This window comes from Paenibacillus anseongensis (assembly GCF_009757995.1).
GTDB lineage: Bacteria > Bacillota > Bacilli > Paenibacillales > NBRC-103111 > Paenibacillus_E > Paenibacillus_E chondroitinus.
This window is the reverse complement of record NZ_WSEM01000039.1, coordinates 190018-213397: the sequence shown is the minus strand read 5'-3', so window position 1 is coordinate 213397 and position 23380 is coordinate 190018. Positions and strand designations below refer to the sequence as shown.

Sequence of the window (23380 nt, the reverse complement as noted above, 5' to 3'; positions counted from 1 at the left end):
GGCTGCCAGCTTATGTGGCAACCTGATCTTCTAGAGCCTAAACAACACCTTGTGCAATCATCGCGTCTGCGACTTTTGTAAAGCCTGCAATATTAGCGCCTACAACCAGATTGCCCGGGTGGCCGTATTCCTCTGCCGCTTGAACAGCGCTTTTGTAAATATTTTTCATAATGGCATGAAGCTTATCGTCTACCTCATGGAATTGCCAGGAGTAGCGCATGCTGTTCTGAGACATTTCAAGCGCGGATACGGCAACACCACCGGCATTCGCTGCCTTAGCTGGCCCGAAGAGCACGCCTGCCTTCAGGAATACCTCAATGGCCTCCAAAGTGGATGGCATGTTTGCGCCTTCGCCAACCGCTTGTACGCCATTTCTTACCAGAATCTTAGCCGATTCCTCGTTGATCTCGTTCTGCGTCGCGCTCGGTAGAGCAATGTCGCATGGAATCGTCCAAATGCCGTCACAACCCTCATGGTAAGTAGCAGTAGGGTGCTCGTTGACATAATCGCTGATTCGCTTTCTATCCACTTCTTTCAAGCGGCGTACGGTGTCTAGGTCGATTCCATTTTTATCATAAATATAGCCATTGGAATCGCTGCAAGCCACGACTGTAGCGCCAAGCTGCATCGCTTTTTGCATGGAATAGATAGCAACGTTGCCTGAACCGGAAACTACGACAGTGCTGTCCTTAAAGCTAAGGCCTTTGGACTGTAGCATTTCATTTACAAAGTAAACGCAACCATACCCCGTTGCCTCTGTACGTGCCAGACTACCGCCATAGATAATCCCTTTGCCAGTCAAAACACCAGCCTCGTATGCACCACGAATTCTTTTGTACTGACCGAACATGAAGCCGATTTCCCGAGCGCCAACGCCAATATCGCCGGCAGGTACGTCTGTATCTTGTCCCATATATTTATAAAGCTCCGTCATGAAACTTTGTGTAAATCGCATGATTTCATTATCGGATTTGCCTTTAGGATCGAAATCGGAGCCGCCTTTACCGCCGCCAATTGGCTGTCCAGTAAGGGAGTTTTTGAAGGTTTGTTCAAACCCAAGGAATTTGATGATGCTGGCATTAACGGAAGGGTGAAAACGCAAACCACCTTTGTAAGGTCCAATCGCGCTGTTAAATTGCACACGGAAACCGCGGTTCACATGTGTAACTCCTTGGTCGTCCACCCATGGCACGCGGAAAGTGACCAAGCGCTCCGGCTCGACAATTCGTTCAAGGATACCATGTTTCATGTACTTCGGATGTTTGGAGAGAACAGGAATCAGGGATTCAAGGATCTCCTTCACTGCTTGGTGGAACTCTTTCTCATGAGGATTACGTTTTACCACTGTTTCGTATACGCCGTGTACGTATTCACTTGCAATTGTTTCGTTATCGACCTGTACTATCACAATCTCATCCGCCTTCATAATCAAGTATAGTTAAAAAAGTTTATTATAATAGTTTTACCTTATCCGAAGCATTTGATCAATTAAAATTTACATGTCATGTAAGCTTACTCCGTTGGGTGAATGAAGTGCCCATTCAAAGTCAAAAAAAAGACCGCGAGGAAAAAGTCCTCGCGGCTATTTTTATTGCATTTCACGAAATGTCTTCCGAAAGTCACTAGGTCTCACATTTGTTTTGCTGTGGAACAGGTTCGAAAAATAATGGGGATCGAAATATCCCAGCTTGTATCCAATTTCACTTATGGTCAATTGCGTGTCGACCAGCATGCGTTTAGCGGATTCTATCTTTTTAGTAATGACATAGTTATAGAGGGTAGTTCCCACCTCTTTTTTAAATAAGCGATTCATATGTCTGGTAGAAACACCAATTTGAGAAGAGAGCTCCGATGTGTCGTAAGGAGAGAAGACACTGTTATTCAGAAATTGTTTGATAGATTGAACCGTTGACGTTAAAGTATCGCCTTGTTTTCGCAATACCTCAGAGAGGCAAACGATGATTCGCATAAGGATGATCTGAAGCTCAGTTTGCAGCTCCTGGGCGGATGTATGTTTAGCGTTGTCGATTGCCTCGTGAAAAAGAGGGGCTAATCCGCTATTCTGCACGACGATATGGGGAAGCAATTGATAGGCTTCGAGCATCTTAAGAATCCAGTTGCCGCTAATGTTTAACCATATGTAGCTCCATTGCTCCTCATGCTGAGGGTCTGAGACAACTTCATGGTAGCAGCCGGCAGGGAGGATGAAGACATCTCCCTGACGCGCAGTCAAGGTTCGTGTGCCAACCGTAACGCTTCCTTGTCCTGAACGTACCAAACCGAAAACAGTTACTTGCGCAAGCTCTCGAATATTGCAATAATCCGATTCGCAGTAATTTACCCCCAAGAACTGTACGCTTAGGGGAGGAGGGTCTCCTACCTGCGGCAGATGATAGATAGGTCCATGCTTTCCGAGCTTATTCACGTTCTTCATCCTCTTTATGCATGCCAAACCCGAGGCATCGCCATAGATTCTTTACCTAGTTCCGCCCACGCATATTTCAACAAAAGCTCCGATTTCAGGGTCTGGTATTCAGGAAGATTCCATAAATTGCGGATTTCACCCGGATCTTCTTGCAAATCAAAAACTTCCCCATAGGTTTGGTTATAATACACGGTAATTTTATATCTTTCATCCACATAGGTTTTTTGATGAATCGTCGTTGGGGTATGACGAAACTCGCAAATCGCATGATCCCTGGCTTGGCTTTGCTGACCGCGCCAAACTTGTGACTGATCTACACCTGTCATATGGTGAGGAATCGTAATGCCGCATAGTGAGAGAAAGGTAGGGGCCAGATCTACCAATGACTGAATGGCAGGCGAAGTAACTCCAGCCGGAACTTGGCCGGGATATCGAACCATGAACGGAATCTTGATGAGATCCTCGTAATGGAAACCGCCTTTGGCCTGAAGGCCGTGTTGACCATAGAAGTGCCCGTGGTCCGTTGTAAATACTACGATTGTATTATCCGCGAGGCCTAGTTCATCAAGCTTATCCAATATATTTCCAATATATTTGTCCATTAGACTGATCATGCCATAGTAGGTTGCGACCAACTGTTTACGGTCTTGCTCGGAATACAAGGCTGAATGGGAATGATAGCCATGCACGGCATAGTCACCTTCCTGCCAGGGTTGAAAATCAGGATTTTCCAACTGGGTTAATTGAAAATGGGGTGGATTTTGGTCATGCTCGCCAGGAGTGGCTTCTGGAATGGTCAGTTGATCGGGATCATACATCGTATCCCACGGTTCAGGTGCCAAATAATCCGGATGTGGGTCAAAGAAGCTGGACCAAAGGAAAAAGCTTTGATCTTCTTCTTTATATTGCTCCAGAAGCGCGTTAGTTCTCTCAGCAATCCAGGTATTGTAGTGATATTGCTCTGGAATAGGCCATTTGTGAAGAATGGAGCGATCCATCGTCCCAGTTGGCGGCAGGAAATAATCACGCCAGTTCATGCAGCCCTTTTCTTCCATCCAAAGAGCATAATGTTGTCCGACATGCGCTTCATTCGTATGATTACGAGCCAGTTCTACATGATCGAAGCCGTAGAAGGGGCCGTTATTCTTTTTCCAAAAATCAAGATCTTGTAAGATCGGATAAGCTTCGAGAGATGGGTATTGTTCTGTAGAAGCTAAAGGTTGAAAATGAGCTTTACCGACAAGTGCGGAATTGTAACCGGCTTCACGAAAATCTTCGCCGACCGTATGCACATTCTCTAACAGCTTTGTGCCAAGTGTCCATGCTCCGTGCTGGCTTGGATACATGCCTGTAATGATGGATGCTCTGGTCGGCGTACAAGTCGGGTTTGGACAATAAGAACGCGTATAAGTCGTTCCTTCCTTCACCAAACGATCCAAATTCGGCGTTTTGATTTCCGAGTTAAAAGCACCTAACGTATTCCAATGCTGCTGGTCACTAGTAATTAACAAAATATTAGGTTTCTTCATCCAATAACTCCTCCATGTTTCGAAATTCTATATTAAGAATAAGGCGGATATGTAAAAATTAAAATATCATAGAAACGTATACGTTTAACATTTTGTTAGGTATGATAATCTTAAAGTCATCTATCAAGTCTGAGGTGAATATACGATGCAGGAATTTCCCCACGAATATGCACAACACCATTACTTAAATCCTAATGATTTTATAAAAATGAGCGGCTTGTGGTGTATTCGTGTTGGGCATAACGTTGCCAAATCGAACTATCAGGTCGGGCCTAAAAGAATTGAATGCTACAGTCTGCACTTCGTAGTGGAAGGTCAATTACTTCTTCAATCCGAAAACGGGGAAGCGATTCTTCAACCGAATGATCTTTGCTGTTTCTTTCCGGATGAATCGTATTCCTACCGTATCTATGATCAGAAAGAGACCTTGAAGCTTATTTGGATAGCTTTTCAAGGTCCGCAAGCTTTGACGCTGCTGCATTCGCTTGGATTAACACAAACGACTCCCGTATTACGTGCAAGATGCAGCCGGGAAGTCTGGACAAAACTGTATGCTTTCCTGCAGTTCATCTCCGATCAACCGGATGAAGCGGAGGACATTGGCTTTTCAACCGAACTTCAGGAACAATTGTATGGAATTTTTGCTGTCCTTATGAAAGGGGGCAAGACAATAAGTGATGAGAAAACGAGCAACGTAGATGACCTTCCTTGGTTAAAGCGATCCCTTGATTTTATGCAGCTGCATGCGTTGGAAGGAATCAGCATCAAAGAGGTTGCTGAAGAGGCGGGGGTTCATCGATCATACTTTTCTGATATTTTCAAGAAGCGTATCGGCGTATCGCCAAATCGTTATTTATACCGTCTCAAAATGGAAAAGGCTGCAGCATCGATATCTTTAAAGGATCGGACGATCACTGAAGTCGCTTATAGTGTCGGCTATCCGAGTCTATATTCGTTCTCAAGAGCTTTTCGCAACTATTATGGCTACTCTCCTGAAAATATGCCGTGATGTGTTCGATGTCCGTTTTCCTCACCTCATGCGCAGCTTTCTATATTAAGAGTTTGGACAAAGCACGGTATACTTATCTTAGGCATACGGCGATTAGGAGAGGAAGAATCCAATGGAAAACGATTTTATCATACAGCCTCCACATCCTGAAACGGAATGGGCTGCCTGTACCAGCTATTCAGAAAATGCGGTAAGTATTGAACGATTGATCGATGTTCCTTTGAAGGACGCGAGTATTTGTACCGGACCGGAGCATTCGTATTATTTGACTGGAACGGTTGATGGTACTAATGTGCTTGTGTGGACTTCGATGGACTTAAAGACATGGACAGAACCAGTAAGCGTATGGAGCTTAGAGCTGGAGGGGACATGGCAAAAAGAAGGGACAGGCACAGCTGGCATTTGCGCGCCGAAAATACGCTATGTAAAAGGAGCGTTTTGGGTTACATACGGGTTAAGCCAGGGTGGTACCGGTTTGCTTAGATCCACGTCGAATTCCGCGTTGGGGCCATACGAAGATATGGGAAAGATGACAACGGATGGGCAGGATGCCTCGTTATTTGAAGATGAAGACGGAGCTGTCTATTGGATTTATAGCAAAGGTCTAATTGCTCGTATGAATGAAGATATGACCGGTTTAGCTGAAGTTCCGAGGATGATTGAGGTACAGCCGTGGAAAGTCGCAGGACGAGAAGATGATCCTTCGTATATGGGTACTTTGCAAGTCGGAGCATATGGTGCTTTTTTATACAAAAAAGATGGAACCTATGCCATGTTTTGTGCCGATCGTTTTACTCGGATGGGTAGCGAGGCAGTGGATACGTTTGTTGCTGTCAGTCATTCCATCTATGGCCCCTACAGCCGGAGATATTTGGCGCTTCCCCATGGCGGGCAAATAAGTCTGTTCGATGGACCTGAACATCAGATTTATGCCTCATTTACAGGTAGTGGCGAATATTCATTGGTTGAGCATTATCCGGCTGTCGTGGCAATGACTTTTGCCAGTCCTGGATTCATAAGACCAACGGAGGCCGTGGTGCTGGAGAAGGGTGCAGTGGGCGGTCTCAAACCTGTTGCTGATTTTCCAATTCGAGATCCTCATATAAGCACCGGACCTGATGGCACTTATTATATGACAGGGACATCCGATAAGCCGCATCGCAACTTTTGGGACCGGAATAATCAGCTGCACTTGTGGAGGTCATCTGACTTGCAGGAGTGGCATCATGTTGCGAAAGTATGGGATCTGTCCGAGAACGGTTCATGGGAGAACCATATTTATAAGAATCCGTGTCTCTGGGCACCTGAGATGATCTATTTGTATGAGACATTCTGGATCACATATTCCCTACAAGGCGGGGGTACTGGGTTAATCAAAAGCTTGTCCGGAGACGCTGAAGGTCCTTATATCGATATGGGCCGCATGACGAATACGGATATTGATTCAAGCTTTTTCCAGGATAGCGATGGCGAGGTGTATTTTGTCTGGCAGGATGGGAAAATAGCTCGAATGAAAAAGAATATGACGGGATTCGCGGAAGAGCCCCGCAAGCTGCTGTGTTCAGACGGACAACGCGTCGGTTATGAAGGTGCTTTCATCGTAAAATATCAAGGGAAGTATATCCTTGGTGCGGCGGAATGGAATGGCGACAAACGGGTAGACGGCACTTATGATTTAATGTATGCCGTAGCGGATCACATTTATGGACCATATACGCCTAGACGTGTGGGGGTGCCTCATGGAGGCCACGGGACGATGTTTATCGATCGAGACGGCAGACTTTGGTCCACCTTTTTTGGGAACGATCGCACGGCACCTTTCCGGACGCGCCCGGGAATCGTTCTTCTTGATGCGGAGGAAGATGGACAAGGGCTATGCATAACGCCTAGTTGTGAGTAATATAAAAGCATGAATCTAGCTCGGGCTGCCGGGCAGGGTTCATGTTTTTTTCTAATCTAAGCGCAGTAGAAGGGAGCACCTACCTATGAAGTTTTCCTCCTTGAAGAAGTTAATTTCACCTACGGTAAGCATTCAGGGGAAAATCTTCGTCGCCTTCAGTTTAGTAACACTGCTGGGCATCGTGGCCGTGACGAGCATCGTTTATTTGTATATGAGAGAAACGGTCAAGAACAATGCGATCACGTCTGTGACGGAAAGTATCCGCCAAGCAGACGAATCCTTGAATCTCCGACTAGAAGAAGTAAGCCGATTAAACACGGTGGTTGCTACGAATAAAACCGTACTGGACACACTGCTTAGCAAGACAGAAGAACCGAGCTTCGAGTGGTTTCAGGAACAAAAACGAATCGAGGAGTTTTTATCCGCCCTGATTGCTTATAAGCCATACATATCGAGGGTAGCCGTTATCGGCTTGAATGAAAAGGTATTTTTTGTAGGTTCCCCGTGGCTCGACAAAAACATTTTATTCACACCGATGATGGACGATTTGCTGCAAAATGGATCGGGCCACGCCTATTTTCATCAACCGGGCTTTAATAATTCCATTGTGACCGGGCGTGAACTCCGATATAACCGAAATTTAATTGGTATGGTCATGTTTGATTTGAATGACGAAATTGTTAGAAAAATTTATGATGTTAAACCTACATCGGATAGTATGTTATATGTCGTAGACAGGAAAAACGAGTTTATCTATCAACCGAGCACAAGTGCTCTTGATCAAGAAACGATCATGAAGCTCAATGAGGAACTTAACGGTTCAGACGGTGCGGTTGAAAGGATCATTAACCAAACCTCTTATCTCGTCGTCATGCGTAAATCAGAGTATACAGGGTGGTCAACGCTTGCGCTCGTACCCATGAAGTCGCTTTTAACCGAAACGGCACGAATCCGTCATATGTTAGCCACTGTAGCCATTATCGTTTTTATAATCATTGTCATCGGTACTTTACAGGTTTCTTCCCGAATGACGAGAAATATTCGCAGGTTAAGATCGATGATGATGCATGTCATGGAAGGCAATATGTCGCTGCCGACTGTCGAAATCCATTCCAAGGATGAAATCGGTCAGCTGTATCAAGTTTTCAAAAGCATGGTGGAACAATTAAAGCGTTTACTTGAGGGAATCATGACAACGGAAAAGGAGAAACGTGAAGCGGAATTGGCTGTTCTGCAGGCACAAATTCGTCCTCATTTTCTATATAACACTCTGAATACGGTGAAATATTTAGCTAAGTTAAACGGGGTGCCGAACATTGTGGAAGTATCTGAATCATTGATTGAGCTCATGCGCGGTGTGCTTGGGAATACGAATGAATTTCTTACGCTGCAGGAAGAACTTCAGTATGTCCGTAGCTATGTGACCATTGAAAAATACAAATATGTAGAACCCGTCCATCTGATGATTGAAGTTGAAAATGATGAGCTTTTGCAGCTTAGCGTGTTGAAACTGATGCTCCAGCCTCTTGTGGAAAACGCCATTATTCATGGGCTCTCCGGCACGGAGTGCGAGGGCGAAGTGTTGATTCGCATCTATGAGGAGAACAAGGAATTGAGAATCGATGTCCGAGATAACGGCAAAGGGATGTCGAAAGATCAGATCAAGGCGCTCTTCGAAGCGAACACAAATACACGCTTTAGCGGCATGGGAGTGCGCAATGTACATGAGCGAATTGTTCGTCTTTTCGGGGAGCCATATGGTGTTTTTCTAGATAGTGAACCTGACGCATTTACGACAGTGCAGATCAGATTTCCAATGATAACGTGAAGTGAACAGGAGGGTGAAAAATGTTTGAGGTCTTATTGGTTGACGATGAGGCGTTAGCCCGCAACGATGTGAAAGGAATGCTGGACTGGGAAAAACATGGATTCACCATTTGCGGAGAAGCGCAGAACGGCGCTATAGCCCTTTCTATGATGGAGCAGCATACGCCGCACATTGCCATTGTGGATGTGAGCATGCCGGCGATGAATGGGGTAGAGCTCAGCCGCCGAATCAAAGAGCAATTTCCGATGGTTAAAATGATTATGCTGAGCAGCTTCGACGATTTCGATTATGTTCGTACTTGTCTAATGAATGGAGCCATGGATTATTTGCTCAAGCATCGCTTGAACGCAAGCGCGCTTTTGGCGCTTCTGGATCGAGCCGTTATGGAGCTGCAGAGTGAAGCGCGGGAGCATAAAGCACGCAGCGTGCAAACTCAAATCATCGAAAGCCTAAGCCCGGTAATACTTCGCGAACATGTGGCGAATTTGGCTAGAAATGTGGAAGGTGCTGAAGAATCATTGCAGGCTTATGCCAAAGATAATGACCTCTACACGCATTCCGTCAATTATGGAACTGCCGCCGTTCAAATTGTACCGTTTCTGTTAGTGACGGAGTTGTTAAATGATGTTCAGAAAAATAGGTTCGTACAGCAAGCGACGGATGTTATGCAAATGGCAATTGGTGACGTTCAGAAACGAACGGTAGGTTATGTGGGGGAGGGACGATTTATTATTCTGTTTTCATCCGAGGAGCGAAGTGAACTTGCCGTAACGAGCCAAATTAATCAAGCTGTAAGCGCGCTTTCGCATTCCCTGGAAAAATTTCTTAATTTGAAATGTGTCTGTATCATTGGCCCGCGAAGCGGGAGTTTAAAGCAGCTTGTCGCCAGTTATCGCAAGGCTGATCAAGAGATGAATGATATTTTATATCAAGGTATGCACCCTGCGACGCTAAGAGATGCTCTGATTATAGAAGAGAAGAAGCAACTGCTTCTCTACCTGGAGCAGCTAGACGGGGACAGGATCCGCCATACCATTACAACCATCTTTGCCACTGTAAAACATCAGCCCATCTACGCAATGACGGTACAAACGATAGTCAGTGAATTGCTTCGGCTCATAGAGATGTCGCTGAAACGGCAATTTTCACATATCGCCAGGGAAGATGTGCAGCTAGTCCCTACTCGGAATGAATTTGGACGGATGAGCAGTGTTTCCGAAATCGAGATGTGGGTATTGTCTTACTACGCACGGATTGTAGATTTCATTAAGGAACAGCAAGCTGGGGGATCCTACTCACGTCATATTGGCAAAGCGGTCCAATACATCTCGGATAACTATGCCGCCAATATTTCCTTGGAAAGCACAGCCGGTGCTCTCAATCTAAATCCGTCCTACTTAAGCAGATTGTTCAAAGAGGAAACACAAATGACATTTACTGAATATATCAATCGCGTCCGTATTAAAAAAAGCTGCATGCTCATGGAATCCGACGCTTATGCGCTCAAGCAAATAAGCAGTGAGGTTGGCTTTTTGAGCTACACATACTTTTTTAAAGTATTTAAAAGCATAACGGGAATGACGCCGCAAGCTTATATCGATCATTTGAAAACATCAAAAAAGTAGAATGAAATGTCATATATGTTGAATCAGCGGGATGAAATCATTCTTTATAATGAGATCAACCCTTAGAAAACGCTTTCCTACAAGGGGAAAACAACATGAACGGAGGAAAGAAAGAATGAAAAGAAAATGGGGGACAGTACTGCTTTCTACTTTAGTTGTTTCCAGTTTGACGTTATCGGCTTGCAGCACGGATAAGCCAAGTACAGAGAAAGAAGGCAAATCCAAAGGTGAAACTTCAAGTAATGCGTCTTCAGAAGGATTTCCGATTGTCAAAGAACCGTTGAAACTGAAAATGTTCACTCGTATTGCGCCTGTCAACGGACCGTTTAAAGACATGCCGGTGTTTCAGGATTACGAGAAAATGAGCAATATTCAAGTCGAATTCATTGAAGCGCCAACGGATGGGTTTAATGAGAAAAAGAACCTGCTTTTTGCTTCGAATGAACTCCCTGATGCTTTGTACCGCTCAGGCTTGACACCATTAGAGGCAATTCGATACGGGTCCGGAGGTCAATTGATTCCACTTGAGAGTTTGATTGATAAGTACGCGCCGAATATCAAAAAGCTGATGGATACATATCCGGAAATTCGTTCTGCGATAACGACGCCTGAGGGTCACATCTATGCCCTGCCTGGTATCGTAACTGTAAACGCTGCCAGAACGGATAAACGTTGGATGAATCAAGTCTGGCTGAAGAAGCTGAACCTGAAAGAACCAGAGACGACGGACGAACTATATGAGGTATTGAAAGCTTTCCGGGATAAAGATCCGAATGGCAACGGCAAACAGGACGAAATCCCGATGACAGCGCGCAACGGCCTTAGCATCGTTCCTATTATGGCGGGATCCTTTGGCTTGGATTTTCAATTAGGATATAACATTAACTTGGAAAACGATAAAGTGAATATTTGGATGGGCAGCGACCGGAATAAAGAATTATTGATGTACCTAAATAAGCTGTATTCCGAGAAATTGCTGGATTCAGAGCTATTTACGCAGAAGGAAGCTCAGTATTTGGCTAAGCAAGGGACAGGGAATACCGGTTTCTTCTTTGATCAGACGAATAATCCCATGCTGGATACGAAAGTAGCGGATCAATACATTGGTATAGCTCCAGTGAAAGGGCCGCATGGTGATAGATTGCAGTTGGCGCAACCGGTGCCTAGAGACTTTGGTGCTTTTGCCATCACCTCTGTAAACAAGAATCCTGAAGCTACACTGCGTTGGGTTGATTATTTCTTTGGCGATGAAGGCTCTACTTTATTGCGTTTCGGTCGCAAGGGCGAGAACTATGAATTGCGTGATGGCATTCCATTTTATACAGAAGCTTTCCTGAATTCCGGTAATCAAGGCAAAATCACCCCGTATGCTGGAGGAGGAGCACCGCATCTGATCAGCGAGAAGGTGGCATCTTTCATTAATCCGCCTCAGGTTCAGGAAGCTCAAAAGAAACTGGATCCGTACATGCCGAAGATTCGCTATGCATCGCCGATGTTTGATGAGCAAACGGCCCAACAAATTAACATCTTGCGTAACGATATTGATAAGTATTATGAAGAGCAAAGCACGAAGTTTATCGCAGGTGCCCTTAGTTTCGATAAATGGGGCGAGTTTCAGAGCACCTTGAAGAAAATGAAAATTGACGAGCTTCAGAAACTGTATCAAGAAGCTTACGATAAACTCAAACAGCAAAAATAAGGATGGACGGCTGGAGGACGACAGATGAACAGTACGGCAAATACAGCAGGCACTGCGTCTCGACCCAAATCGAGGCGCTCCAGCCTCTTGAAAGCTGTGAGCAGTCGATATGATCTCTATCTTATGCTGCTCATTCCCATTGTATGGTATCTTGTGTTCCACTACGGGCCGTTATACGGCCTGCAGATTGCATTCAAAAACTTCAGTCCGGCAAAGGGAATCAATGGCAGTGCTTGGGTAGGGCTTGATCATTTCAAACGTTTCGTAGAATCTTATTATTTCTGGAGACTCCTGTGGAACACGATTTCTATTAATTTATTTTCCTTATTATTTGCATTTCCAATCCCGATCCTGCTCGCTTTACTGGTTACAGAAATTCGCAATAAGGCATTCAGTAAAGTAGTGCAAAACATTACGTACATTCCGCATTTTATTTCCATCGTTGTAATGGTGGGAATGCTGATGCTCTTTTTATCTCCTCGAGGCGGTCCATTGAATTCAATCATTGAAGCGTTTGGCGGAGAACCTGTGCGATTTCTCGATTCTGCGGGCTGGTTTAAGACGATTTTTATTAGCTCCAACATCTGGCAAAATATGGGTTGGCAATCAATTATCTATATTGCAGCCTTGAGTGGAGTCAATCCGCAGCTGTATGAAGCCGCAAAAATGGATGGTGCAAGCCGGCTGCGTCGCATCTGGCACGTGTCTATTCCGGGTATTCTACCGGTTATCGTCATTTTATTGATCCTCGATGTGGGACACTTCATGAATGTTGGGTTTGAGAAAATTTTGCTCATGCAAAATAATTTGAATTTGGAGTCCAGCGATGTCATTTCCACTTTCGTCTACTCGGCGGGCATTTTGAAAGGCGAGTACAGCTATACAGCTGCTATAGGATTGTTCAACTCCTTGATCAACCTTGCGCTGTTGATCCTTGTGAATCGCTTTGCCCGTAAAAAGGCGGAAACAAGTTTATGGTAGGAGGAGCCGAGTGATGCAGATGCAAACGCTCACAAAGAGGAGCTCGGATGAAAAAGTATTTGATGCTGTTGTAAACCTACTGGCCGCTTTAATTGTAGTAATCGTGTTGTATCCGCTTATCTTTATCGTAAGCGCCTCTTTCAGCGATCCCGCACTAGTGCTGAATGGCGATGTCATCTTGCTGCCCAAGCAGATCACGTTAGAAGCATACCGGAACGTTTTTCATAACGATCAAATTTGGAACGGTTATGGAAATACAATTCTGTATACGTTAATCGGTACAGCAATCAACCTGGTGATGACGACACTTGCCGCCTATCCACTGTCAAGACCGGATTTGCCTGGACGTGGTGGCATTATGTTTTTCGTTACGCTTACGATGTTTTTCAGCGGGGGCCTCATTCCATCCTATCTCCTCGTGAAAAATTTGGGCATGGTGGATACGATGTGGGCATTAGTCATCCCTGGCGCAATTGCCACGTATAACTTAATTGTGATGAGAACGTATTTTCAAACGAGCATACCTTGGGAGATTCAAGAAGCTGCAAATATGGATGGATGCTCAAACTGGAAGCTGTTGACCCATGTAATTTTACCGTTATCGAAACCGATTATGGCCGTCATGATTCTTTTCTACGCTGTTGGTCATTGGAACTCCTATTTTAATGCCTTAATCTATATTCGCAGTAAAGATTTGTATCCGCTGCAGCTTGTGCTGCGTGAAGTGCTCATGGTTAGTCAGTCGGATGCAGCCGATAGCAACGTTGGACTTGAATCTAAAGTGCTATTAGCTGAAAGCATCAAATATGTGGTTATTATCATTTCCAGCTTGCCGGTATTATTGATGTATCCATTCGTACAGCGGCATTTTGTGAAAGGCGTTATGATTGGCTCATTAAAAGGATAAAACGTGAAAGGAAGCGTTGCGTTTATGGTACAATCTAGAGCTAGCATTCAAGTGAATACAAATCAAGTCGGTACTAGTCCAATTAATCCTTATATATTCGGTCATTTTGTAGAGGATATCCGTGATCATATGGATGCGATGCTGGCTTATCCGCTGAGAGATATGGATTTTGAAAGTACGGATGTCACGTACAGAGGGCTTTCAGGAAGCTGGCGTCCTTTTACAAATGGGAAAAGCACGCTGTATGGGCTTGAACCTGCGGCAGCTCATCACTCCGGTCATAGTCAGCGGATCAGAATTTATAGCGATGACGAGGGATATGCCGGGATTAGGCAATCGATTGCCGTCCAACAAGATCAAATTGGGTATACCCTTGCGCTGTATGCAAGAGCTTCTATAGAAATCAAATTTCTTATTGCGGAAATCGTGGATAAAACGAGTGACGAAGTGCTCGGACATACACGAATTAAGCTTGAAAGCCATAATTGGAAGCATTATGAAGCGCGTCTCCAAGTACAACGCACCTGTGAGAACGCTGAGTTCAGAATATATGTACCCTCAGAGCATGAACGTTGGTTGGATCATGTGTCCACGGGTATGCTTTGGTTGGATCATATTTCGCTGCTCCCTTCTAATAGTGTAGGCAACGTTCGCAAAGAAGTGATGGAGATGACGAGAGACTTGAACGCCGGCATGATGCGGCTTGCCGGGAATTATATTAGTGCTTATCATTGGCAGCAGGCCATCGGTCCTGTCTATGAGCGACCTGCAGTCATTAATGAAGCTTGGGGTGGCTGGACGAATAAATATTTCGGAACAGACGAGTTCATCGCATTTTGCCGGGAATTGAAGGTAGAGCCGCTTATCTGTGTAAATGATGGGTCTGGCACTCCTGAAGAAGCAGCGGAGTGGATTGAATATTGCAATGGCAGCGTGGATACACCGATGGGTAAACTTCGGGCAGCTAATGGGCATCCCGAGCCATATGGCGTGAAATATTGGGAGATCGGGAACGAAGTATGGGGAGCATGGCAGGTAGGCCATTGCACGGCAGATCAATTCGCAGAACGCTATACGCGATTTGCCGAATCCATGAAAGCCGCCGATCCCGAGATTAAGCTGCTTGCCTGTGGTCATGACAAAATGGATTGGAACAAAACCTTACTTGAAAAAGCTGCTGAGCACGTTGATTTCTTAACTTTACATTTGTATCACGGGTGTAACCGTTTTGGAATGAATCACAGCACGTTAAGAGAAGATCGCTACAAAGCTATCGTTTCTTTTCCCGAATGGACAAGAGAAACCGTACGTCAAACGAGGGAACTGTTCGCCTCATCGGATCGGTATGCTCATATTAAATTAGCTATAACGGAATACAACACCATGTATTATCCGAACACGATTCGCAAAGGTCTGCCTAACGAACACACACTTGAAGCAGCCGTGGCGAATGCAGCGAATTTGAATGAATTTATTCGAAATAGCGATTTGATAGAGATCGGCAGCTTCTCGGACCTAGTGAATGGTTGGCTTGGCGGATGCATTCGCGTAGGTGATTTCTATGCAGACCAGTTCCGAGGCAAATCCTCCGGAAGAAGTGAAAATTCCTTAACCATTTACGGCACACCAACCTATTATGTCATGAAAATGTATGCGAACCGTGATCTCGGCTATGTCGTTGAAACCCATACGGATTGCGAAAGCTTTCAAGTAACCAGCCCGATTCAAATTCCTCACTTGGACTCTTTGCCGAATTTGGATGTTGTGGCTTGTACGAATACTCAGCGGGATAAGCTGACTATTTTTATCGTGAATCGAGGTCTCGAAGATACGATTGCAGATATTCAGCTTAACGGTTTTGCTGAAACTGGAACCGCTAGCTTACTGGAAGTCACTGCGGATCATTATGAAAGCATTAACGATGCGTTAAATCCTGAAACCGTAGTCTGCAAATCCCATGATCTAGCGATTATGAAATCGCAAGTGACTTGTCCATTGAAAGCGTCGTCTATCTATGTACTAGAAATCAATCGCTAATGGGAAGGAAAGACAACCGATTGCGATGGAAAAAAGCATGGATTATAGCGCTAGCTATGTGTGCCGCAATCCTGGTCATTGTGGCAGTTGTTATGCAATCCCAACTTCAGGGGCGGGAGGAGGCGAACAGGATGGAGGTAACCTTGGGGCAAACCTACCAGAATCCCATTGTTTTGGATCAAGAGTGGGAGGATTACGGCATTGGAGACCCTTACATTCTGCGTTTTAACGGTAAATACTATTTATATTGCAGCACGAAGGACAGAAGAGTCGGCGTTAAGGCATGGAGCTCGGATGATCTAGTGAATTGGCGATACGAAGGTTTGGTTACGGAAGAACCTGTCAGTGAGGGGGCTTATGCGCCGGAAGTTGTCTATTGGAACGGAGCGTTCTATATGTACACTTCGCCGGCGGGCAAAGGACATTACGTCTTACAAAGTGACAAGCCTACCGGACCATTCGTGAAAAAGACGGATAATCTGGGCTTCACGATTGATGGTTCTGTTTTTATCGATGATGATGAGAAATGGTATTTTACTCACGCCAAATTCGGCGGTATCATGATAAGTTCGATGTCCAATCCATTTACAATTGACGCAGGAAAACAATTGAACGCATCCTTAGGGCACTGGACGGAAGGTTCGATGATCATCAAGCGAAATGGACGATATTTCATAACTTATACGGGTAATCACGTTTTCAGCAAAGGCTATCGCGTTAATTACGGCGTTAATCATGAATCACCCGCTGCCGCCTATACCATTCCTGGGAATAATCCGATCCTGATTTCAACAGCGAATGATTTCAATGGCCTTGGTCACAGTGCAACAGTCATGGGACCAAATCTGGATTCATACTATATCGTCTATCACAATCTGATGGGACGCTCTGCGGAAGGACCGCCCGTCCGCAAAATGAATCTGGATCGGCTTGTATTCAACGGCGATAAGATGTCCGTGCTAGGACCGACGCATGGAACACCGCAGGAAGCACCCGAAATGCCTGAATTCCGAGATGAGCCAGGTGCAGCGCCTTCCGCCGACAAATGGGAGAAGATCAGTTCAACTGATGGTGGCGAGACCTTGCTGACTCGAAATGGCACAGGCAGTGATTATACGGTCGAGTACAATTTCCAAGTGGGAGAGCAGCATGATGCGCCAAACTTGTTGGATACTTTATTCGCCTATACCGATTCAGGGAACTTCTGGGCAGCACGTATTAATGGAGCTTCAATGGAACTTGCGCTCATCAAGTGTGTGGATGGCAGTAAAAAGGTTGTTTCCATGAAGAAGCTGCCACAGGGCACGGATCTTACGAAACTCCATACAATTCGCGTTGAAACAGGAATGTCTGGAACGATGATTTATTGGGACGGATTGCTAAAGATCGAGTATTCCAGCGAGGTGGCGAAAGCCGGCCGTATTGGCTATCTGTGGCCTCAGGGAACAAAGCCAGGCTTGCATTACACAGCTTTTTCCAATGAATTTAATGGCAGCAGCGATCGGAAAGTTGTAAAACCGCTGCCTGGCACGATGGAAGCTGTTCATGGTATTCAAGAGGGGCATCCGGGGATCCTTTCAGGAATTACTCCAGACGGCAGTGATGCCGTCAGCTTGTCTGGTAATGGCGATGGGCTCAGATACCCAGTCAATATTCGGCAGGACGGCAGCTATCTGTTGGCAGTGAATGTGTCTAAAGCGTCTGCAGGGTCGACAATATGGGTTGAAACGAATGAAGCGACGAAGAAAATTAAGCTCGATTCCACTTTCTTTGCAGCCGATTCGGATTGGACGAAAATACCACTGGGGGTATTCGAGTTGAAGCAAGGGACACAATGGCTGTCTCTGCGCCAACTGAAAGGCGAGATTACGCTTAGGTATGTGGAAGCGAATCTAACCGTGCCGGTGCCGGAGCAGTTGGTTGTTAAGCCGAACCAAGTAGGGCTTGTCAATCGTTTCGGCGGCGAATGGGGCTGGGCGGACTTTACCGTCAGCTTTGAGATGACAATGAAAAAAGCTACTGCGGACGACGCGGGGATTCTGTTGAGGACGACAAATGAATCGGAGTTCAAAGATCAGGTCAAAGATGCGTTCATGGGTTATGCGCTTTCGTTTCATAACGATAAAGTTAATCTAAGCCGCGTCAGCTATGAAAATGCCGTGGAAGAAGCCACCGGTTCGCTAACATTTGAGCCTGGCCAAACCCGGAAGGTAACCGTGAAGCTGGAAGGACCAACGATTGCTGTTTTTTCCGATGCAAACAAAGAGCCTTTGCTCCGTTGGACGGATCCGAATACGTTTCTTAACGGGCGTATCGGTTTGCGTGGCGTTTCGCCCGATTGGGCGATATCTCCGCTGACAGTAACTAGATAAGCTAGGAATAGACACTGACTCTTTATTGTGGTCAGTGTCTATTTTATTCAGTGGAAATGAACGTTAAGCTTGCGTACGGTTTGCAAGGTGCTCGCGACAGGAATATACTTAAAATTGGCATACTTACATGTACGATGAAGGAGGCAATTACATAATGAAGCTTCGCTGTGCAATATTAGACGACTATCAGCAAGTGGCTTTAATGGCTGCGGATTGGTCAACGATTACGGACCAAGTGGAGGTCAAAAGCATCAATCAGCATATCGATCAGCCGGACGAGCTTGTCGAGCAAATCTCTGATTGCGAAATCGTTGTGATTATGCGCGAACGGACTCCTTTCCGCGCATCTCTCCTTAAGCGGCTTCCCCATTTAAAGCTGCTTGTTACGACAGGCATGCGGAATGCGTCAATTGACTTGGATGCTGCCGCAGCGCAAGGCATCACCGTTTGCGGTACGGGTGGCGCAGGCAATGCAACCGCTGAGCTCACTTGGGCTTTGGTTCTAGGGCTTGCTCGCAACATCGTGCAAGAGCATAACGCTATTCGCAGCGGTCAGTGGCAGAGCACGATTGGAACAGATTTGTACGGCAAGACACTTGGCGTACTGGGCCTTGGCAAACTTGGCACCAAGATCGCCAAGTTTGGCCAAGCTTTCGGCATGGACGTCGTGGCATGGAGCCAGAATTTGACGCAAGAGCGAGCCGATGAAGTTGGCGTGAGATTCGCTAAGTCGAAGGAGGAACTGCTTGAGAGCAGCGACTTTGTGTCGATTCATCTTGTCCTCAGCGACAGGACAAGAGGGCTGATCAGCGCGGCGGATCTCAAGCGTATGCGTTCTTCAGCATACTTGATTAATACGTCCCGTGCGCCTATTGTAGATCAAGAAGCACTTGCCGAGGCTTTGCAAAATCGTTGGATTGCCGGCGCCGCAGTAGACGTGTTCGAGGTGGAACCGCTGCCGAAAGATGATAAGTTCAGATCGTTACCGAATCTGCTTACTACACCGCATATCGGCTATGTCTCGGAAGCGAATTATCAGGCTTTTTATAGAGATGTGGTTGAGGATATTAGAGCTTATCTAGCTGGTTCGCCGGTTCGAACGCTTTCCTAACGTAAGTGAATTAATTGGACGATTTCTATGGCATGATTCATAAACTTGGGAGCAGCACCTAGGCAAAAAAGAGCTGCTCCTTTTATGAGTGTTAGATTCTGGAAGTTGCGGCAACTTGACGTGTAGGTGCACAAACGATATTATTAAATGGCAAACAGTTAATTGATTAACTATTTAGACGGAGGTTTTGTCCTATAACGAAGTGGAACCCTTTTGAACAATCTCCATTACCAGTCAATGTTTTTCTGACGTTATATAAAACGAATCATCAATTGGTTCAGCAATTAGAGGAACAACTCGTAAAGTATGATTTAACCTTAGGCCGTTGGTGCGTTTTAGTTGCCCTAAAGTCTAGTGAGAGAGAGATGGTCCCATCGGAGATAAGCGATGATCTCGCTGTCACAAGAGCGAATATCAGCAACTTATTAAATGCTTTGGAGAAAGCTGGACGTATTCGAAGAGATTTCGATCCCTCGAATAGGAGGAGAATTCTAGTCAGTTTGACACCAGAAGGCCATGAACTCATAGAACAAGTATGGCCTGTTTATGAACAAACCATCACAGAAAATGTTGGGAATAAACTTACCCTTGAAGAACAGCATCAGCTTGAAAAATTGTTGGAAAAGTTGGTTTAACCACTCCTTCTGTCCTTATAGGGACAGTCTCTCAAATAGTTAATCGATTAATTGTTAGCCTATAAATAAAAAGGAGTTTTGTACATGTTAAAAGATAAAGTTGCGATTATTACTGGAGGCGGTGGAGGTATCGGGCTTGCCGCTGCGCGTTTGTTTTCTGCGAAGGGAGCAAAAGTGCTCATTACAGGGCGCCAGATTGGTCCATTGGAAGAAATAGCTGCAAGTGATCCGAACATTAAAGCGTTTGTAGCTGACGTTAGTGATCCGGACTCGGCAAACAAAACGGTTGCAGCAGCTCTAGAACATTGGGGACGTCTTGATATTGTCGTGAATAATGCAGGTGGTGGCGTGATCCAGCCGCTAGCTGATGTAAGCGCGAAATCGATTAACGATATATTCGCAGTAAATGTGACGGGTCCGACCTTGTTAGCATCTGCTGCCATCCCACACCTCGAACGAACGAAGGGGGCAATCATTAACATGTCGAGTACCTATGGAAGTAAAGCAGCTGCAGGCTTATCTCTCTATGCCTCAAGCAAGGCTGCTGTGGAACATCTAACACGATGCTGGGCTCTTGAACTTGCTCCGAAGGGTATTCGTGTGAATGCCATCGCTAGCGGACCGGTAGAAACGGCATTCCTTCGAGAACGTATGGGACTTAACGAGGACCAGATCAATGAGGTGAAGGAACAAGAGAGAAAAATGATTCCACTTGGGCGTCGCGGTGTGACAGATGATGTGGCAAGTTGGGTGGTTAATTTGGCCGACAAAGATTCAGGTTGGATCACAGGACAGATTATTGGTGTTGATGGCGGACTTGTTATATCTTAATTCTTGAATGAAAAAAGCAGCCATGATCCTCATGGCTGCTTTTGGCTCTTAAGATGAGCCATATCATTCGCATTTAGTGAATGCGATTACAAATTATTTTTTAAAGCTTCCCAAATATTTGAGTGCGACTCCGAGTGCGCCAAGATAATAACCGATTAACAGCAAGAAACCTGTAGGGTCAAGGGCCTTCATGTTGGAGAGCATGAATAATGGGAACACATAGAACAATAAATCTTTCAAATAAGAGAGAAATAAGTCGCTGGAGAACGAACCGGCTTTGAGAGCATTGTATAAGCTGTATAAGAAGCTTAGGCCCATTAAACCAAGAACTACAAACATTGCGTAGAGCATCCATCCTGTAAGTGCTAGTGTCATTTGGATTCACCTCCCCAGTGGGAAGATTTACTACTGAGATATCATATGTAGCTCGATGACAAGTCGTACTAGGACGAAGCACTGATTTTTTAAAAAAAGATACTTAAATAGTTACATAACTATTATTATGTAAACAAATTTAAAGCTGCATATTGTTTCGGTAAATAAGAGGGGCCACTCCGACGTATTTTTTAAATAAACGCGAAAAGTAAAAGACGTCTTTAAACCCTAACGAATCGGCTATTTCTTTGACAGAATCCTCCGTGTTGAGGAGAATGTTTTTCGCTTCAGCAATCTTCAAACGGTTGATATAGGCGTTGAGTGGATAGCCTGTATACTCACTCACAACTCTGCGCAGCGTAGAAAGCGAGATGTGATGCCGTTTGGCGATGCTTTTCGCATCGAAAGGCTGAAAGAGGGAGTCCCCTAGGTCATCCATAATGTCAATGACTTGTTGTGTTTTCGTCGTTTGGGCCGTAGCTTGCGCTTTCAGCATAAATTCAAAAAGCAGCGTTTCCACAAGCAGCGCGGCGCGATCTATGTTATCAGGCAATCCGCTTTCCATCAGCATAAAAATACGTTCGATCCGGTTGTGTTGAGTAGCATCCTCATGGCCGACTTGTTTCGCTTCATCGACATGGGTCAACCAACTGCCAAGCCATTCCTCGATACGGGTACCCTCAAAAGTAAAATAAAACTCATCCCAAAAGCCGCCTTGATCGGGACCGTAATTATAAATGACACCGGGTCGCAAGAAGAGCAAACTGCCGCTTTCCACACGTTGTACCGACCCGTTATTTGCTTGATAGGAGCCGTTACCACCTGCTAAGTAAATAAATGCCCATTTAGAGAAAGTGGCTTGATGTCGAAAAGAGATGCGTCCTGGCAAGTGGCCAACGTTTGTAATTATTAAAGATTGCAGCTTTAGTTTGCTGGAATCGATAGGCGAAGTAATGATCCTTAATGGATAAGGACTGATCATATAGTCCATGATCTTTGGCATATCGTATATTACCTCCGTAATATTTATAAGCTATTATTGCTTTCGATTGAATTTAATGACATTAATTATATTTATTATATCTGAACATTTCATCCATGGAAATAGTATTGACGATTATAACGAATTCGATATTATGCGTATGCGTTATACGGATTTTTCAATCCAAACATTAATTAATGATATTAATCATTAATGTTATTAATTAAATTCGAACTACAATATTGAACACTATCCGTCTCTAAATTGCTCGTTTAGTTTCTCAAGAGCCCAAATCTTTACTTTTAATTGTTTGGCAAAATGTAAGACGGGTAATTGCTCCGGTAGTTTGATTCCAAACGAAGCTGGCAGTGTATTCATGGAGATTTCAGCCTCGGCTGATTGCAAAGGCCATGGCTCATGATCGATCTCTCCCCGATAGATCCTTCCGCGGCGATCCTGGCAATATAGACAGTAACGTTCCGTAAGCCAGTACTCTAATGTTCCAGCTACTGCATGCCGAATGGGGGAGATGGGGCGGTACTCAGCTAGAAACTCACCTTGCCGCGCTCGTGGATCTTGACGAACACTATGGTAGAAGGTTGTGTGATTTGATGTTTGCTTCACTTCAATGTGAGTATAAAAATAGGGGAGATGGAACAAAGTGCGCGCCGCTTCCACAGCAAATTTGTTATGGGCGTCTAAGCTGAAAAAGTATACGCCGGGTTTCCCGTGAATCGTGACGTAAGTGCGGACATTGATTTCCGGGAAGGATGAGAAATAAGGCAATGCCGGAATGCCCCTGGGAGTAACGCCTGTCATATGAAAAGGAACGACGCCTACCCAAGCTGTTCCTTCGAAAGTATCGATTGGAATTGAAGAAGGAAGAAGATTTCTAATGATTTCGACAGGCACAGGCCAATGAGCGAATAACAAGTCATTCCATACTTGATGCATGATCCACGGTTTTGCAGGCAAAGGCCATGATCGACTCATAGGAAAAGCTCCTTCATTTCATGTAGGATATATCCCTCATCGTATAAGTTAACTTGTGAGCTGTAAAGGGTTTTACATATGTTCGCACTTCCGGTAGGGAATGCGTGAAATATGTGGTATAATGAAGCACAATCTGGAAAG

18 protein-coding genes are annotated in these 23380 nt (G+C 45.1%); 12 read left to right on the top strand and 6 right to left on the bottom strand.

Translation table 11 applies throughout. From position 1 onward, the window contains the following. Window positions 1-37 precede the first annotated feature (37 nt). The 3 genes from gdhA to GON05_RS36195 all read right to left on the bottom strand — a co-directional run bounded on the left by gdhA (window position 38) and on the right by GON05_RS36195 (window position 3954). On the bottom strand, window positions 38-1408 hold the full coding sequence (gene gdhA, locus GON05_RS36205) for an NADP-specific glutamate dehydrogenase (RefSeq protein WP_246069088.1): 1371 nt from the start codon (window positions 1406-1408) through the stop codon (window positions 38-40). A gap of 180 nt (window positions 1409-1588) precedes the next feature. Further along, window positions 1589-2425, bottom strand: coding sequence for an AraC family transcriptional regulator (locus GON05_RS36200; RefSeq protein WP_181646460.1), 837 nt, complete (start codon window positions 2423-2425; stop codon window positions 1589-1591). A gap of 14 nt (window positions 2426-2439) precedes the next feature. Continuing rightward, entirely contained in the window at window positions 2440-3954 is a 1515-nt protein-coding gene (locus GON05_RS36195; protein ID WP_157326327.1) for a sulfatase family protein, read from the bottom strand. Between the two features lie 145 nt (window positions 3955-4099). On the opposite strand from GON05_RS36195, the gene GON05_RS36190 reads away from it, so the two are divergent. The 12 genes from GON05_RS36190 (at window position 4100) to GON05_RS36135 (ending at window position 20889) form a co-directional block, all read left to right on the top strand. Next, window positions 4100-4963, top strand: coding sequence for an AraC family transcriptional regulator (locus GON05_RS36190; protein WP_157326326.1), 864 nt, complete (start codon window positions 4100-4102; stop codon window positions 4961-4963). Window positions 4964-5075: 112 nt separating this feature from the next. Next, complete coding sequence (locus tag GON05_RS36185; RefSeq protein WP_157326325.1) at window positions 5076-6863, top strand: family 43 glycosylhydrolase; 1788 nt, start codon at window positions 5076-5078, stop codon at window positions 6861-6863. Window positions 6864-6948: 85 nt separating this feature from the next. After that, a complete protein-coding gene (locus GON05_RS36180; RefSeq protein ID WP_157326324.1) occupies window positions 6949-8691 on the top strand; it encodes a cache domain-containing sensor histidine kinase in 1743 nt (580 codons plus the stop codon). A 20-nt stretch (window positions 8692-8711) separates the two neighbouring features. Then, window positions 8712-10316 carry a response regulator gene (locus GON05_RS36175; protein ID WP_157326323.1) on the top strand — a complete coding sequence of 535 codons (1605 nt, stop codon included), beginning with the start codon at window positions 8712-8714 and terminating at the stop codon, window positions 10314-10316. A gap of 115 nt (window positions 10317-10431) precedes the next feature. Further along, window positions 10432-12015 carry an extracellular solute-binding protein gene (locus GON05_RS36170; protein ID WP_157326322.1) on the top strand — a complete coding sequence of 528 codons (1584 nt, stop codon included), beginning with the start codon at window positions 10432-10434 and terminating at the stop codon, window positions 12013-12015. 24 nt (window positions 12016-12039) lie between these two features. Beyond that, the gene (locus tag GON05_RS36165) at window positions 12040-12996 is read left to right on the top strand and encodes an ABC transporter permease (protein WP_157326321.1); all 957 of its coding nucleotides are present in this window, start codon (window positions 12040-12042) and stop codon (window positions 12994-12996) included. A gap of 13 nt (window positions 12997-13009) precedes the next feature. Further along, on the top strand, window positions 13010-13903 hold the full coding sequence (locus tag GON05_RS36160) for a carbohydrate ABC transporter permease (protein ID WP_157326320.1): 894 nt from the start codon (window positions 13010-13012) through the stop codon (window positions 13901-13903). Window positions 13904-13927: 24 nt separating this feature from the next. Further along, the gene (locus GON05_RS36155) at window positions 13928-15940 is read left to right on the top strand and encodes an alpha-L-arabinofuranosidase C-terminal domain-containing protein (RefSeq protein ID WP_157326319.1); all 2013 of its coding nucleotides are present in this window, start codon (window positions 13928-13930) and stop codon (window positions 15938-15940) included. Between the two features lie 131 nt (window positions 15941-16071). Beyond that, a complete protein-coding gene (locus GON05_RS36150) occupies window positions 16072-18312 on the top strand; it encodes a family 43 glycosylhydrolase (protein ID WP_246239742.1) in 2241 nt (746 codons plus the stop codon). A gap of 154 nt (window positions 18313-18466) precedes the next feature. Beyond that, complete coding sequence (locus GON05_RS36145; RefSeq protein WP_157326318.1) at window positions 18467-19423, top strand: D-2-hydroxyacid dehydrogenase family protein; 957 nt, start codon at window positions 18467-18469, stop codon at window positions 19421-19423. A gap of 272 nt (window positions 19424-19695) precedes the next feature. Next, window positions 19696-20058, top strand: a complete 363-nt coding sequence (locus tag GON05_RS36140; protein WP_157326317.1) for a MarR family winged helix-turn-helix transcriptional regulator — start codon at window positions 19696-19698, stop codon at window positions 20056-20058. Window positions 20059-20142: 84 nt separating this feature from the next. Further along, on the top strand, window positions 20143-20889 hold the full coding sequence (locus tag GON05_RS36135; protein ID WP_157326316.1) for an SDR family NAD(P)-dependent oxidoreductase: 747 nt from the start codon (window positions 20143-20145) through the stop codon (window positions 20887-20889). Window positions 20890-20982: 93 nt separating this feature from the next. On the opposite strand, the gene GON05_RS36130 is transcribed toward GON05_RS36135, so the two are convergent. The 3 genes from GON05_RS36130 to GON05_RS36120 form a co-directional block, all read right to left on the bottom strand. Beyond that, the gene (locus GON05_RS36130; protein ID WP_157326315.1) at window positions 20983-21264 is read right to left on the bottom strand and encodes a hypothetical protein; all 282 of its coding nucleotides are present in this window, start codon (window positions 21262-21264) and stop codon (window positions 20983-20985) included. 139 nt (window positions 21265-21403) lie between these two features. Then, a complete protein-coding gene (locus tag GON05_RS36125; RefSeq protein WP_246239741.1) occupies window positions 21404-22267 on the bottom strand; it encodes an AraC family transcriptional regulator in 864 nt (287 codons plus the stop codon). A 228-nt stretch (window positions 22268-22495) separates the two neighbouring features. After that, a complete protein-coding gene (locus GON05_RS36120; RefSeq protein WP_157326314.1) occupies window positions 22496-23239 on the bottom strand; it encodes a YqjF family protein in 744 nt (247 codons plus the stop codon). Between the last annotated feature and the right edge of the window lie 141 nt (window positions 23240-23380).